This window comes from Salinicoccus sp. RF5 (assembly GCF_020786625.1).
Classification (GTDB): Bacteria; Bacillota; Bacilli; order Staphylococcales; family Salinicoccaceae; genus Salinicoccus.
This window is the reverse complement of record NZ_JAJGRC010000001.1, coordinates 1,060,044-1,075,458: the sequence shown is the minus strand read 5'-3', so window position 1 is coordinate 1,075,458 and position 15,415 is coordinate 1,060,044. Positions and strand designations below refer to the sequence as shown.

The following is a 15,415-nucleotide window of genomic DNA, read 5'->3' as shown; positions in this document are numbered from 1 at the left end:
AGAGGTGATGAATATGGATATCAACAGGATGACGTACAGCGTGCAGTCCATCATCGAACGGGCACAGTCGATCTCAGTCGACCTGAAGCTCCAGTCGATCGAGGTGGAAGCTGTCATGAAGGCGCTCTTCACCATTGATGAAAGCATGGCGCGGGATGTGCTGGAACGGGCGAACATCGATGTGGATGCACTGCTCACGAAATATGATGAAAAACTGTCGAAGTACAATGTGGTCAAGGGAGACAATGTCCAATATGGGCAGTACATGTCGAACGGCTTCACACAGGTAGTGAACAGGGCAGAGAAGATCATGGGCGAAATGAAGGATGAATACATCTCGGTCGAACACATGCTCATGGCAGGCATCGAGACGGAACCGATCCTGAAGGAGACCGTCGGAAACAAGGGTGAAGTGATCAGGGAGATCATCAACAAAGTAAGAGGGGGAAATCATGTGACAACACAAAATCCGGAAGTGCAATATGAAGTTTTGGAAAAATATGGACGTGACCTCGTCGAGGAAGTCCGGAGCGGCAATGTGGATCCCGTCATCGGGCGCGATGAGGAAATCCGCAACTCCATCCGCATACTGAGCAGAAAACGCAAGAACAACCCGGTCCTGATCGGGGAGCCGGGCGTCGGCAAGACGGCGATCGTTGAAGGGCTCGCCCAACGCATCGTGCGCAAGGACGTCCCGGACAGCCTGCTTGATAAGACGATATTTGAACTCGATCTTTCTGCGCTTGTCGCCGGTGCGAAGTACCGCGGTGAATTCGAGGAACGCCTGAAGGCTGTACTCAAGGAAGTGAAGGAGTCGGAAGGGCGGATCATCCTCTTCATCGATGAGATCCATATGCTGGTGGGCGCCGGCAAGACTGAAGGTGCGATGGATGCCGGCAATATGCTGAAGCCGATGCTCGCCCGAGGGGAACTCCACTGCATCGGGGCCACCACACTGAATGAATACCGCGAATATATCGAAAAGGACTCCGCCCTGGAACGCCGCTTCCAGAAGGTACAGATACCGGAACCCGATGTCGAGGATACGATTTCCATCCTCCGCGGGCTCAAGGAGCGCTATGAGGTGCACCACGGGGTGCGGATCACCGATCGCGCCCTCGTTGCAGCGGCTGAACTGTCCGACCGGTACATTACGGACAGGTTCCTGCCGGACAAGGCGATCGACCTGATGGACCAGGCGAGCGCCACGATACGGACGGAGATGGGCTCGAATCCAACCGAGCTCGACCAGATCAACCGCCGCGTCATGCAGCTTGAAATCGAGGAGCAGGCCTTGAAGTCGGAGGATGATTCCGTATCAAGGACACGGCTTGAAGAACTGCAGAAGGAATTGTCCGAAGCACGTGAAGCCCAGCAGTCCCTCGCTCAGCGTGTGGAGAAGGAAAAAGGACAGATCCAGAAGGTCAACGATAAGCGTGAGGAACTCGACCGTACACGCCAGGAGCTCGAGGAGGCCGAAAACAACTATGAGCTTGAAAAGGCCGCAGAACTCCGGCACGGCAGGCTGCCGCAGCTCGAGCGTGAACTCTCAGAGCTGGAAGCGGCCCTCCAGGAGGAAAGCGCCGGGGAGAACCGGATCATCCGTGAAGTGGTGACGGAGGATGAAATCGGCTACATCGTCAGCCAGTGGACCGGTATACCGGTAACGAAGCTCGTCGAAACCGAAAAGGATAAACTGTTGAAGCTGTCCGATATACTTCATGAACGTGTAGTCGGGCAGGATGAGGCGGTTGACCTCGTTGCCGATGCTGTCATAAGGGCACGGGCCGGCATCAAGGATCCGAACCGGCCGACCGGCAGCTTCCTATTCCTCGGCCCGACCGGTGTCGGCAAGACGGAACTCGCTAAGACGCTGGCGGCGACGATGTTCGATTCCGAGAAGCACATGATCCGCATCGATATGAGTGAATACATGGAACGGCATGCCGTCTCCAGGCTCATCGGTGCACCGCCGGGATATGTCGGACATGAGGAGGGCGGCCAGCTGACGGAAGCCATCCGCCGCCAGCCGTACTCCGTCATCCTGCTGGATGAAGTGGAGAAGGCCCACACGGATGTCTTCAACATCCTGCTCCAGCTGCTGGACGAAGGCCGCCTGACGGATTCGAAGGGAAGGTCGGTCGACTTCAGGAATACGATCATCATCATGACATCGAATATCGGCTCGAACCATCTGCTCGATACGGTGATGGAGGATGGGGAGATTTCCGAAGGCACGAAGGACATCGTCATGAAGGAGGTCCATCAGCACTTCAAACCTGAAATCATCAACCGCATGGATGACATCGTCATCTTCAGCCCGCTGTCCAGGGAGAACATGAAGCTTATTACAGACAAGCTGATCAACGACCTGAACAGACGCCTCACAGACCAGCATATGACCGTTGAAGTCACGGATGCGGTTAAGGATTGGATATCTGAAGAGGCCTATGAACCGCAATTCGGTGCACGTCCGCTCAAGCGCTTCATCCAGCGCCACATCGAAACACCGCTTGCAAGGAAGCTCATTGAAGCGGATATGTCGGAAGGCATCAATGTAAAGATAGACTACCGAGACGGCGCGCTGCAATTTGAGATGTAGATCAGTTTTATCCAAGCTGTCCCTCTGATGAGGGGCAGCTTTTTTGTTGCATATGTTCTCAAATGATGAAAATCATTTTAATAGTTGAACATTTACAATATAATTTGAATTATCTGTAAATTTATATTAAAATTGATTCAAGTCCTACTGCTTTTACAGCATAGTCCCCCGACGTTATGTTTCCCCCCTTTTTTATCCACCGCATCCTGAATTTGACACAGAACGTCACTCCTGTATACTAACGTTGTACATGTTCATGGCTAGGGAAAGATAACCAACTTACTAGGAGGAGATTCTTTTGAAGAATTACGCATTAGTACTTATGCTTGGGCTTGTTCTCGTACTCGCAGCCTGCGGTAATGGAGGCTCGGAAGACAGCGGGTCCGGAGAAGGGGAATCCGGTGGAGAATCAGGAAAGCTTGCTGAACTTCAGGAAAGCGGGACTGTGAACATCGGATTTGCGAATGAACCGCCTTATGCTTATGAAGATTCAGAGAGCGGAGAACTTGAAGGGGCCGCAATAGACATAGCGACAGCGGTGTTCCAGGAAATGGGCATCGACAATGTGGAAGGGCACCTGACGGACTGGGGCGAACTGATTCCGGGCGTACAGGCCGGACAGTATGATGTCATCACTGCCGGTATGGCGATCCTGCCGGACCGTTGTGAAAATGCACTGTTTGCAGAACCTGAAATGCAGTACGGTGAAGGGCTCGTGGTACAAGCGGGCAACCCGCAAGATATCCACAGCTATGCGGATATCGCCGACAACCCTGACGTGACGGTGGCACTTATGGAAGGAACGACACAGTTCGACTTCCTCGATCAGGAGGGTGTAGATCCAAGCCAGATCATGTCGGTCGGAGACATACCTGCACAGCTTTCAGCAGTACAATCCGGTAACGCGGATGTGACAGCGGCGACTGAAGCAACGCTCAGGGCAGCATATGAATCACTGGATAGTGACGATGTGGAAATCGTCGAAGATTTCGAGCAGCCTGATATCGAGGGTATACCAAGCTTCGGTGCAGCAGCATTCAACCTTGAGGATGAAGAGCTCCGCACTGCATATAACGATGCACTCGAAACGCTGAAGGAAGATGGCACAATCGATGAGATTCTCGATGAATCCCAAGGCTTCACTGCAGAAAACAACAGAGTGGAAGTCGGAGAAGTGACAACCGAGCAGCTGTGTGAAGGCGAATAATCTTTTCAGGTCCAGTCATTCCTTTGGAAAAACTGGACCTTTTTATTGGAAGATAAGGAGTGAGGAAAATGTTTGATACCGGGGTGAACATACTGACCTACCTGTCCCAGGGTGCATGGACGACCATCAGCATATTTCTGATGGCCACGTTCTTCTCTTTCGTAATGGCATTCATCGCCGGCCTTTCACGGTTGGCGAAAAATCCATTCATTCGTGGCTTCACTACATTATATGTTGAAATCTTCCGGGGGACTTCGCTGATTGTCCAGCTCTTCTGGCTCTACTATGCCGTGCCGATGCTGTTCAATATCGACCTTGGAAGCAACTGGTGGGTAGGGGTCGTTGCCATTGCACTGAACTACGGGGCGTATATGTCGGAAGTGGTCAGAAGTTCCATTCTGTCCATCGACAAGGGCCAGACGGAGGCGAGTGTTGCACTGAATCTTTCAAGATTCCAGCGCATGAGGCATATCATACTGCCCCAGGCACTCAGGCTGATGCTGCCCGAGTTCGGAAACTATTCAATACAGATACTTAAAGGTACAGCCCTCGTCTCACTGATCGGTCTGACCGACATACTCTACTACGGGGACATATATCGGTCATCGAATCTTTCAGAAGGACCACTGGCCTATTTCATGGTACTGGTAATGTACTTCATCATCGCACTGCCGCTCATCTGGCTTTCCAAAAAAGGTGAGAAAATCTCCAAGAGAGGGGTGGCGAGCTGATGTCAGCAACATATTGGAGTTGGGAAACATTCTTCAATGCATTTCCAATCATACTGGAGGGACTCAAGATCACATTGGGCCTCACTGTGGCCAGTTACCTGCTTGCGTTGGTTGCAGGGTTCGTCTGGCTGCTCCTCGAGTCCACACCAGTCAAACCATTCAATTTCATCGTCTATTGGATAAAAGAGTTCATACGATCCACGCCGCCGATTGTGCAGATTTTCTTCCTGTACTTTGCGTGGCCGATGGTACCGTATGTAGGAACATCCTTCACACCCTTCGTCGCAGCCATGCTGGCACTTGGAATCCATTTTTCCACCTATATCAGTGAGGTGTACCGTTCCGGTATAGAAAGCGTGGACAAGGGACAGTGGGAAGCGTCGACCGCACTCAACTTCTCGACGCGCGACAAATGGACGAAGATCGTCCTGCCGCAGGCACTGCCGCCGACGATACCGATGCTCGGAAACTACCTGATCATACTGTTCAAGGAAGTACCGCTTGCAGCAACCATCGGGGTGGTCGGCATACTGAGCATCGCACGGAGCTATGGTGCACAGACATGGTCCTATATTGAACCGTTGACCATCGTCGCGCTGCTGTTCCTGCTGCTCAGCTATCCTTCTGCACTGCTGATCAGAAGACTTGAAAATAAAATGAATCGTCGATTCGAGACTAAGCAAAAGAAAGTGAAGGTGACCGAATAATGGAACCCATCGTACAATACAAAGACGTCCATAAGTCATTCGGTGATACACATGTTCTGAAGGGCATAAATCTTGATATATACCCGACTGAGAAGATTGCGATCATCGGCCCGAGCGGCTCGGGGAAGACCACAATCATCCGCCTGCTGATGACACTTGAGGAGCCGAGTGAAGGGGACATCATCGTCGCTGGAGAAAATCTATGGAAGATGGAATCAGGGGGCAAGATGAAGACGGCAAACGAAAAGCACCTTCGGTCAGTAAGGAAGAATATCGGCATGGTCTTCCAGCACTTCAACCTCTTCCCGCATAAGACCATACTGGACAACTGCGTCACTCCGCTTGTCCAGGTCAAGAAGCTGAAAAAAGCGGAAGCCGTGGAGCTCTCCAAACAGATGCTCGACCGGGTAGGGCTTGGTGACAAATATGAAGCCTATCCATCCAATCTCTCCGGGGGTCAGAAGCAGCGTGTCGCCATGGCTCGCGCATTGGTCATGAAGCCGAAAATCATGCTGTTCGATGAAGTCACTTCAGCACTCGATCCGGAACTTGTAGGGGAAGTGCTCGAAGTCATCCGTGACCTCGCAGAACAGGATGATATGGCCATGGTGCTCGTCACACACGAAATGGACTTCGCACTGGAAATAGCAGACCGCGTCCTCTTCCTGGATGACGGGGTCATTGCTGAATCCGGAACCGCCGATGAGGTCATCAACAAGTCAGACAACCCAAGACTCCAGGATTTCCTGAGGAGATTCAGAAAAGAAGAAGTATAAAGATGAAGCGCCGGCTGCAGAAGCCGGCGCTTTTTTGATTTGTGCCGGGGGCGGAGGGTTAACTCACCGTCGCAGGCGGAACGACGGCAAGTTAGGGGGTTAACTCACCGTCGCAGGCGGAACGGCGGCAAGTTGGAGCGTTAACTCACCGTCGCAGGCGGAACGACGGCAAGTTGGAGCGTTAACTCACCGTCGCAGGTGGAGCGATGGCAAGTTAGGGGGTTAACTCACCGTCGCAGGTGGAACGATGGCAAGTTAGGGGGTTAACTCACCGTCGCAGGTGGAACGATGGCAAGTTAGGGGGTTAATTCACCGTCGCAGGTGGAACGATGGCAAGTTAGGGGGTTAATTCACCGTCGCAGGTGGAACGACGGCAAGTTAGGGGGTTAACTCACCGTCGCAGGCGGAACGACGGCAAGTTAGACCTCCAATTCACAGTGGGAGATGTTCCGACTGGGAGTTAAGCCCACGCCGCCCGCCCACTCGCCGAACCAACATAAAAAACCCGCCCATATTGGGGCGGGTGAGGATGGTTTATGCGTGTTCCATGGTGGAGACACCTTTTGCTTCACGGCAGGCGACTTCAAGTTCATCCCTATAGGTCTGGCGTGTGCTGTCATCCCAATCGAGGATGTCGCTCATCAATTGGATGACGCCATCTTTGTATTCCTCTACCTTGGCGATGTCGAAGTAGAGTTCGCCTGTACGTCTGACGAAGTAGTCCCGCGGGTTTGCAGCCATTTCGTGCTGTATGCTGTAGATGACTTTTGCGTGAACGTCCTTCGGCAGTCCGTAGTGTTCTGAAGCTTCCCCGAGTCCACCGATGATTTCATATACTTTTTCGACATTGCTGCCGTAGTGGGAGGCGAGTTTCTGGCCATTTGTGATGGACAGGCCGTAGGATGGGGCACGGTCGCCCATATTCCTCACGAATTCACTGAAACCTTCGCTGCCACCCACATCACCGCCTGAAATCGGCTGGTTCACAGTATCACTTTTATCGAATTTGAGTCCATAGTCCTTGGCCAGGCGCTTAGCGACAAGGTCGACGATCTCCTTGGCCATGTGGCGGTAGCCGGTCAGCTTTCCGCCGGCGATGGTGATGAGATTGCTCTTCGCTTCCCAGATTTCATCCTTCCGGGATATTTCTGAAGGGTCCTTGCCTTCTTCATGGATGAGGGGCCGTATGCCTGCCCACGTGGACTCAATATGCTCCTCTGTAAGGCCGAGTCCCGGAAACATATCATTCGCCGTATCGAGAAGATACTGACGATCTTCGCGCGTTGTGACTGGGTTCTGCTTGTCCCCTTCATAATGCGTATCCGTCGTTCCGACATATGTCTTGCCATCTCTTGGGATGGCGAAGATCATACGGCCATCCGATTTGGCATCGAAGTAGACGGCCTGGTGGAGCGGGAAGTCCTCCTCATCGAAAACGAGGTGGACACCTTTTGAGAGGAAGAGCTGTTTCTTGCCCTTTTTGGCTTCTTCATCATTCGAACGGACATCATCCACCCATGGCCCGGTGGCGTTGATGACGCGGCGGCCGAGGATCTGATGGGTCTCCCCGCTGAGCTGGTCTTCGGCGTGAATGCCGACTACTTTGCCTTCGTCATATACGAAGCCGATGGCTTTCACATGGTTGATCGGGTCAGCACCGAACTCTGCAGCTTTCTTCATGACTTCGATCGTCATGCGCGCATCATCCGTCCTGTACTCTACATAGTAGCCGCCGCCAAGCAGGCCGTCCTGCTTCACGAGTGGTTCCTTCTCAAGGACATCATCCACACTCAGCATCTTGCGCTGCTCGCTCTTTTTGACTTCAGCGAGCATATCATAGACACGCAGGCCGATGCTTGTCGTGAACTGTCCGAAGGTGCCGCCTTTGTGGAAGGGAAGCAGCATCCATTCAGGGGTCGTCACATGCGGGCCATTCTCATATACGATGGCACGCTCGATTCCGGTTTCACGTACGACACCCACCTGGAACTGCTTCAGATACCGCAGGCCACCATGGACGAGCTTCGTGCTCCGGCTGCTCGTCCCTTCAGCAAAGTCCTGCATCTCGACGAGTGCGACCTTCATGCCGCGCTTCGCCGCATCGAGTGCGATTCCGGCACCGGTGATGCCGCCGCCGATGACGACGATATCGTAGTCGACTTTCTCCATATGCTGTAACTGGTCTTTTCTGGTCAATGTGTTCAGCATTTTCCTACCTCCTATTTTTATGGCAAATAAAGCCCATGCGTCCCCGGGTCTTTATTGTGAATCTTCTTTCTTGAAACTGTGTTTCGGTTTGAATGCCTGTGTGGCTTGTACGGCGTGCTGCCAGCCATCATAGAGGGCATCACGCTGCTCCTGTTCCATCTTCGGTTCGAATACGCTGTCCGTTTCGCTGACCGATTTCAATTCATCGGTGGATTTCCAGAAGCCGACTGCGAGGCCTGCAAGATAGGCGGCCCCGACGGCCGTCGTTTCAAGCACTTCCGGACGTTCTACAGTCGTATCGAGGATGTCTGCCTGGAACTGCATGAGGAAGTCGTTGGCTGCAGCGCCGCCGTCTACACGCAGCGTCTCCAGTTCTATATTTGAATCCTTCTGCATCGCATCGAGGACGTCCTTCGTCTGGTATGCAAGGGATTCAAGCGTGGCGCGGACGAAATGTTCCTTTTCAGTCCCACGGCTCAATCCGAAGATGGCACCGCGTGCTTCAGAGTCCCAGTATGGCGCGCCGAGTCCGGTGAATGCCGGAACCATATATACGCCTTCCGTCGATTCGATGCGGTTCGCATATGATTCCGACTGCGGCGAGTCATTGAACATGCGCAGCCCGTCCCTAAGCCACTGGATGGCGGATCCGGCAACGAAGATGGATCCTTCGAGTGCGTATTTCACATTGCCGTCGATGCCGTAGGCAATCGTCGTCAACAGTCCGTTTTGACTCTGGATGGCTTCTGTGCCTGTATTCATGAGCAGGAAGCAGCCGGTACCATAAGTGTTCTTCGCGTCGCCTTCCTTGAAGCAGGTCTGGCCGAACAGGGCCGCCTGCTGGTCTCCTGCAACCCCTGCAATGGGAACGTTGCGTCCGAAGAAGTGGGATTTCGTCGTTTCCCCGTATACTTCACTCGAGGATTTGACTTCCGGCAGCATGGATTCCGGAACACCCAGTATGTCGAGCAGTTCCTTATCCCATTCCAGCTCATGGATGTTGTACATCAGCGTACGGCTGGCGTTGGTATAGTCCGTCACGTGGACATCCCCTTCAGTGAAGCGCCAGATGAGCCACGTGTCGATGGTACCGAAAAGAAGGTCGCCGTTCTCCGCCTTTTCCCGTGCGCCTTCGACATTGTCGAGGATCCATTTGACTTTCGTACCGGAGAAGTAAGGATCGAGGAGCAGACCGGTCTTGTTGCGGAATGTATCCTCATGGCCCTGGGATTTCAGTTCATCACAGATGTCTGCGGTCTGGCGGGATTGCCAGACGATGGCGTTGTGGACGGGCCGGCCGGTGTTCTTATCCCAGACGACGGTGGTTTCACGCTGGTTTGTGATGCCGATGCCCTCAATCTGTTCGGCTTTGATGTCATTTTCAGACATGACACCTGCAACCACGGAGAGGACCGAACTCCAGATTTCATTGGCGTTATGCTCCACCCATCCGGATTCCGGGAAATACTGCTTGAACTCCTTCTGGCTGGTGCCGACGATATCACTTTCCTTGTTGAACAGGATGGCGCGTGAACTCGTAGTGCCCTGGTCGATAGACATGATATATTTTTCCATTGATTCATTCCCCTTTACTTTTGTTGTATTCAAAAACGTTGAAATCTACATCAGTTTGGAAGCTTCGTCCTTAAGGATGCTTTTATTAAGAAATACCCCAAGCACGAGAACCAAAACAGTGAAGACGATCGCAATGGCGAGGAAAAGGTCCGGTGAACCCAGGAATATCGCGTTATATACCGCTGCACCGAGCGCACCGCCGGCCAAAGGACCGAGTATCGGTACGATGGCATAGACGAAGTTCGATTTTCCCTTGCCTGGAATCGGCATGAGGAAGTGAGCGAGCCGCGGGCCGAAGTCACGGGCCGGGTTGATGGCATATCCCGTAGTACCGCCGAGACTGAGTCCGATCGCCGTAATGAGGAAGCCGACGATGAGCGGGTTCAGGCCTTCAGTGAAATCATTGGCACCGATGAAGAGCAGGCCCATGACAAGGATGAATGTACCGATCATCTCACTGGTGAAGTTGGCGACATAGTTTGGATAGGCCGGACCTGTGGCGAACACACCAAGTTTCGTGCCTTCGTCATCCTCATCCTTGAAGTGCGCCATGAAGTGCAGCCAGACGAGGAATGCACCAACCATTGCCCCGAGTACCTGTGCGATGATGTAGGGAATTACTTTCGCCCACTCGAATTCACCCGCAAATGCGAAGCCGAGTGTAACGGCCGGGTTGATGTGTGCACCTGAGAACTGGCCGACGGCATATACGGCAAAAGCCACCGCAAAACCCCAACCGAATGCGATGACGATCCAGTCCGACCCTTTCGCCAGGGACCCCTTCAAATTGACGTTGGCTACGACGCCTGCCCCGAACAGGATAAGTATTGCCGTTCCAACAAATTCTGCAACGAGTTCATTCATTGCAAACCACTCCTTTGTTTGATTGATCCGCTAATAAAACATAAAAAAGCCCACACTGGTAGCTTTGTAAAAGCTACTAATGTGGGCTCTGTCTCTCCGTGTCCTATTAACTTACTTTATAATCTATCCTATAATGGCAGCGCTGTCAACTTTTATATACTTCAGGGAGTTTGGTTGGCGGGATCGAACCACAGGCTGGTCTTGCTTGTCGTCACATACTTCGCTCCGGCGGCGATGGCCTCGTCGACTTCACGCTGCGTTTCAATCAATCCCCCTGCGATGACATCAGCTTCCACTTCTGAATTGATCAGGTGGATCACTTTCGGCACGACACCGGGCAGGATTTCAATCAGCTTCGGCTCCGTCTGTCTGATGAGTTCGATGCTTTTCTCGATGGCTGAGGAATCGATGACAAAAATGCGCAGAACAGTCTCCAGGCCGAGCTGGTTGGCCTTTTTGATGATCCTGCCACGTGTGGTGACGATGCCCGTCGGCTTATATTTCTGGTGTATGTATTCGAGCGAAGCGGTGTCCACCGCAAGCCCCTTGATGAGGTCGAGATGAAGATAGACATCAAAACCATGTTTCTTTATGGTGGTGATATGGCTTTCCAGGTGGCCGATATGGATATCCAGGATGACACAGGCCCGATAGGGACTGCCGATCAGTTTTTCAAAATCCTTCATGGAACGGATTGCGGGTAGAATTTTCACACCATTGCACCTTCATTTCAAATTTATTATTCCTTTTATCATAGAATAGATATGTAAAATTGTATAGCATCTGGAAATTGGGGTATAGATAAACACAATGTGGGCCATTGTAGTGTACAGTAACAAGGGGGTGGACGGACCACCTCCATTTAAATAGTAGAAACACGTTCATGGAAGTAACGTCAAGGGGGTAGGGCAAGTGGATACATCACGAGGCAACAGTATGCTCAAGGAACTGCTCGGGGTGGAGCATGCAATCATACAGGCGCCTATGGCAGGCGGCATAACGACCGAAGAACTGGTCAGTGCCGTCTCCCGGGCCGGGGGACTCGGCATGATCGGTGCAGGCGGCATGGATCCGGAAGCATTGCGTAAAACGATTCATGAACTGAAGAAGAGGAACGATGGCGCCTTCGGTGCCAACCTGTTCGTCCCATGGAACTTCAAAGTCACTGAAGAGAATATTGCCGGTGCCTATGAAAAGCTGAGGCCGGTGTATGACCACTTTGGGCTGGAGCAGGAAACTTTCATACCGCCGGATATGAAGGACATCAAAGTGAAGTTCGATGCCCAGCTCGATGTCATTGTGGAGGAGAAGGTGCCTGTATGCTCCTTCATTTTCGGCATCCCGGAAAGTCATCACATCGAACGGCTGAAAGAGGCCGGGACGATCCTGCTCGGTACAGCAACGACAGTGGAGGAAGCTGAAGCGATCGAACGGGCCGGATTCGATGCTGTTGTGCTTCAGGGGGCAGAAGCAGGCGGCCACCGGGGGACATTCCTCAATCCGGTGGACGACAGTCTCGTGGGCCTCATGAGCCTGATTCCTGAAGCGGCAGACCAGCTGTCCATTCCGGTCATCGCTGCAGGCGGCATCATGGATGGACGCGGTGTTGCGGCTGCAAGAATCCTCGGTGCAGCAGGTGTCCAGTTGGGTACGGCCTTCATCTCTACTGAAGAAAGCGGGGCGCATCTGGTACATAAGAATGCGCTGAGTGAAAATCGGCATATACCATCCGTCTTGACGAAAGTATTTACTGGTCGTGCTGCACGGGCGATCCAGAATACTTTCATCAGGGATATGGCCGAACATACGAAGAGCATGGTCGACTATCCAGTCCAGAGGCGCCTGACCCAGCCGGTCCAGGATGCTTCGAAGGCTGCAGGCAGCACAGAATATGCCATGCTCCTTGCCGGCCAGGGGAAGGGCATGGCCCGCACCATGTCTGCCGGCGAACTGGTCCGGCAGCTAGTCATAGAAACGAGGACGTTCGGGGTGGAAGTATGACGGGCATGTGCTAAGGGCAGCCCGAACATAATGAAAAAAGACTCACCACATTGTGGTGAGTCTTTTCTGTAATCAATGGTTATGCTGTGCTTCGTTCGTCTTGTCCGGCTTCAGCATGAAGTCCAGAACGATGATTGTCAGTGTGACAAGTACTGCAAGGAGTACACCGCTCCAGATGTTGAGCGGTCCGCCGCCGCCAAGGCTGTTCAAAACGAAGTTGACCATTTGAGTCAGCATGAGTGCCCAGATGAAACTGATGATATATTTCATGGTCCTGCCTCCACTACATAATTATATAAATTAATGATAACCTAAAACGATTTCCATGTATAGTGGTAATCTCGACACAAGGCTACAAAAATAATTTTTTCACATAATGGCTTCGGAAGCCGGTCACGATAATAATAAAATGTAAACGTTTTCAATAAAGGGCTTAAATATATGGAAAATGAGTTGAAAACATTTATTCACTAGTGTATATTTAGTTCCTGTAAATGCTTAAATATTGTTGCAATTCAAAAAATGAATGTTGCAAATTATTACCTGTGACCTTACAATATATGGAGACGAAATCAATGGAATATGCCGGCTGCAAGCTTTCGCAGCTCCTCCGAATCCCTCGGTGGGCGATACGTTTTGAAAGGAAGGCATCCATCTTCCATTCATCAATGCATATTCCAGGCGTCGACTGCAAGGGTGCAGAATATATCGTATTGGAACAATCGATCATGTATAAAAGGGGAAAGAATAGGTGAAATCAAATGACTGATAAGCTTCTGGAAGTGAACAACCTGACGACTTCCTTCAAGATTGGAAGCGAGTACTTCCCGGCCGTGGATGATGTCTCTTTCAGCATACAGCCGAATGAAGTGCTGGCGCTCGTGGGAGAGTCGGGCTCTGGGAAAAGTGCTACAGCCTTCTCACTGATGGGGCTGCATAGGAAAGCCCGCATTGAAGGAGAAGTAAACTTTCAGGGACGGGACCTCCTGAAACTGAATGAAGGCAAGATGAATAAGATCCGTGGAGGCGACCTGGCGATGATTTTCCAGGATCCGATGACGGCGCTCAATCCACTGATGAAGATAAAGCAGCAGATTATTGAAACACTCAAGATACATAACACGAAATCGAAAAATGAACGGGAGTCCTACGCTGTCGAATTGCTGGACCGCGTCGGCATACCGCGTCCTGAACGTGTAGCGGAAGCCTACCCACATGAACTTTCCGGAGGCATGCGCCAGCGTGTCGTCATCGCCATCGCGATCGCCAACCGTCCAAAGCTGCTCATCGCAGATGAACCGACGACGGCACTGGATGTGACGATACAGGCCCAGATCCTCGACCTGATCCGCGAACTTCAGGATGACCTGAATTCAGGCGTCCTCCTGATTACACACGACCTTGGCGTCGTTGCTGAGATGGCCGACCGGGTGGCCGTCATGTACGCCGGCCAGATCGTCGAAGTGGCGCCGGTACGGGAGCTCTTCAAGAATCCACAGCATCCTTATACACGCTCGCTTCTGAATTCATTGCCGACCGAATCCATGCTCGGCAATAAGCTTCATGTCATCCAGGGTGTGGTGCCGGCATTGAACAAGATGGACCGTACAGGATGCCGTTTCGCACCACGGATCCCATGGGTGCCGGCCGATGCGCATGAGCACAACCCACAGCTCAGGGAAATTTCAGAAGGGCATCATGTACGTTGCACCTGCTACAAGAATTTCTCCCTGGAAGGCGGGACCACCCAGAATATCGATGCAGAGGAATACCAGATTGAAACAGGAGCCCGGGGGGGAAGTGCACGATGAATCTATTGGAAATCAAAGATCTTAAAGTCCACTACCCGATAAAGGGCGGCTTCTTCAACACGGTCAAGGATCATGTCAAGGCGGTGGATGGGGTCAGCATCAGCATCCCTGAGGGTACGACCTACGGCCTTGTGGGAGAATCGGGTTCGGGAAAGACCACGACTGGAAAAGCAGTCATGGGACTGAACCATGTCACTGATGGCGAAATATATTTTGAAGGTCAGAAGCTCAACAGCAAGGGGAAGAAGGTCGATGTCAGGGATGATATCCAGATGATCTTCCAGGATCCGTATTCCTCGCTCAACCCAAGGAAGCGCGTATTCGACATCGTCGCTGAACCGATCAGGAACTACAATAAGAAGCCGAGGAACGAACTTGTTCCCGAAGTACTGGGGCTGCTTCAGCGTGTCGGTCTGCCGCCGGGCTCCCTCTATAAGTATCCGCATGAGTTCTCGGGTGGTCAGCGCCAGCGGATTGGTGTGGCCAGGGCGATTGCTCTGAACCCGAAGCTGATCATCGCGGATGAGCCGGTATCGGCCCTCGATGTGTCTGTACAGGCGCAGGTGCTCAACTTCATGCAGGACATCCAGCAGGATATGAACCTTACGATGATGTTCATCGCCCATGACCTTGGTGTCGTCCGGCACATGTGCCGGCATATCGGCATCATGTATCAGGGCCGGCTTGTTGAAGAGGGGAAGACGGAAGAGATCTTCAAGAACCCACAGCATATCTATACGAAGCGGCTGATTGCAGCGATTCCCGATACGGATGTGGATGAAATAGAAGCCAACCTTGCATTCAGGAAGATGGTCAAGGAAGAGTACGACCGGAATTTCGCCGACCATCTTGATGAAGAGGGCAGGGCTTTCCCGCTGCAATCCATTACGGAGACGCACAGAGTGGCGTTGCCGGTGAAAGGTTGATGAACAT

At 52.3% G+C, this 15,415-nt stretch carries 13 protein-coding genes; 8 read left to right on the top strand and 5 right to left on the bottom strand.

Going from position 1 to position 15,415, the window contains the following annotated elements; all coding sequences use genetic code 11:
- Positions 1-13: 13 nt before the first annotated feature.
- The 5 genes from clpB to LLU09_RS05555 all read left to right on the top strand — a co-directional run bounded on the left by clpB (position 14) and on the right by LLU09_RS05555 (position 6,023).
- On the top strand, positions 14-2,602 hold the full coding sequence (gene clpB / locus LLU09_RS05575) for an ATP-dependent chaperone ClpB (RefSeq protein ID WP_228310855.1): 2,589 nt from the start codon (positions 14-16) through the stop codon (positions 2,600-2,602).
- A gap of 322 nt (positions 2,603-2,924) precedes the next feature.
- Positions 2,925-3,809 (top strand): ectoine/hydroxyectoine ABC transporter substrate-binding protein EhuB, encoded by an 885-nt coding sequence (gene ehuB / locus LLU09_RS05570; protein ID WP_370632475.1) that lies wholly within the window; start codon positions 2,925-2,927, stop codon positions 3,807-3,809.
- A gap of 68 nt (positions 3,810-3,877) precedes the next feature.
- Positions 3,878-4,540, top strand: coding sequence for an ectoine/hydroxyectoine ABC transporter permease subunit EhuC (gene ehuC / locus LLU09_RS05565; protein ID WP_228310853.1), 663 nt, complete (start codon positions 3,878-3,880; stop codon positions 4,538-4,540).
- Positions 4,540-5,247: an ectoine/hydroxyectoine ABC transporter permease subunit EhuD gene (gene ehuD, locus LLU09_RS05560; protein WP_228310851.1), complete on the top strand. Its 708-nt coding sequence runs from the start codon at positions 4,540-4,542 to the stop codon at positions 5,245-5,247. Before ehuC ends, ehuD begins: the two co-directional genes overlap by 1 nt.
- Complete coding sequence (locus LLU09_RS05555) at positions 5,244-6,023, top strand: amino acid ABC transporter ATP-binding protein (protein WP_370632474.1); 780 nt, start codon at positions 5,244-5,246, stop codon at positions 6,021-6,023. Before ehuD ends, LLU09_RS05555 begins: the two co-directional genes overlap by 4 nt.
- A gap of 534 nt (positions 6,024-6,557) precedes the next feature.
- Here LLU09_RS05555 and LLU09_RS05550 read toward each other — a convergent pair.
- The 4 genes from LLU09_RS05550 to LLU09_RS05535 form a co-directional block, all read right to left on the bottom strand.
- A complete protein-coding gene (locus tag LLU09_RS05550; protein WP_228310849.1) occupies positions 6,558-8,231 on the bottom strand; it encodes a glycerol-3-phosphate dehydrogenase/oxidase in 1,674 nt (557 codons plus the stop codon).
- Positions 8,232-8,282: 51 nt separating this feature from the next.
- A complete protein-coding gene (gene glpK / locus LLU09_RS05545; protein WP_124010492.1) occupies positions 8,283-9,806 on the bottom strand; it encodes a glycerol kinase GlpK in 1,524 nt (507 codons plus the stop codon).
- Between the two features lie 45 nt (positions 9,807-9,851).
- Positions 9,852-10,670 carry an MIP/aquaporin family protein gene (locus LLU09_RS05540; RefSeq protein WP_094906541.1) on the bottom strand — a complete coding sequence of 273 codons (819 nt, stop codon included), beginning with the start codon at positions 10,668-10,670 and terminating at the stop codon, positions 9,852-9,854.
- A 161-nt stretch (positions 10,671-10,831) separates the two neighbouring features.
- Positions 10,832-11,383, bottom strand: coding sequence for a glycerol-3-phosphate responsive antiterminator (locus LLU09_RS05535; protein ID WP_228310847.1), 552 nt, complete (start codon positions 11,381-11,383; stop codon positions 10,832-10,834).
- Between the two features lie 199 nt (positions 11,384-11,582).
- Between LLU09_RS05535 and LLU09_RS05530 the strand changes: the two genes are divergently transcribed.
- Complete coding sequence (locus tag LLU09_RS05530; RefSeq protein WP_228310845.1) at positions 11,583-12,671, top strand: NAD(P)H-dependent flavin oxidoreductase; 1,089 nt, start codon at positions 11,583-11,585, stop codon at positions 12,669-12,671.
- 72 nt (positions 12,672-12,743) lie between these two features.
- Here LLU09_RS05530 and LLU09_RS05525 read toward each other — a convergent pair whose 3' ends face one another.
- The gene (locus LLU09_RS05525; protein WP_228310844.1) at positions 12,744-12,941 is read right to left on the bottom strand and encodes a YjzD family protein; all 198 of its coding nucleotides are present in this window, start codon (positions 12,939-12,941) and stop codon (positions 12,744-12,746) included.
- Between the two features lie 491 nt (positions 12,942-13,432).
- On the opposite strand from LLU09_RS05525, the gene LLU09_RS05520 reads away from it, so the two are divergent.
- On the top strand, positions 13,433-14,482 hold the full coding sequence (locus tag LLU09_RS05520; RefSeq protein WP_228310843.1) for an ABC transporter ATP-binding protein: 1,050 nt from the start codon (positions 13,433-13,435) through the stop codon (positions 14,480-14,482).
- Positions 14,479-15,408 (top strand): ATP-binding cassette domain-containing protein, encoded by a 930-nt coding sequence (locus LLU09_RS05515; RefSeq protein WP_228310840.1) that lies wholly within the window; start codon positions 14,479-14,481, stop codon positions 15,406-15,408. The genes LLU09_RS05520 and LLU09_RS05515 overlap by 4 nt, the downstream gene beginning before the upstream one ends.
- The last annotated feature ends 7 nt before the right edge of the window (positions 15,409-15,415 follow it).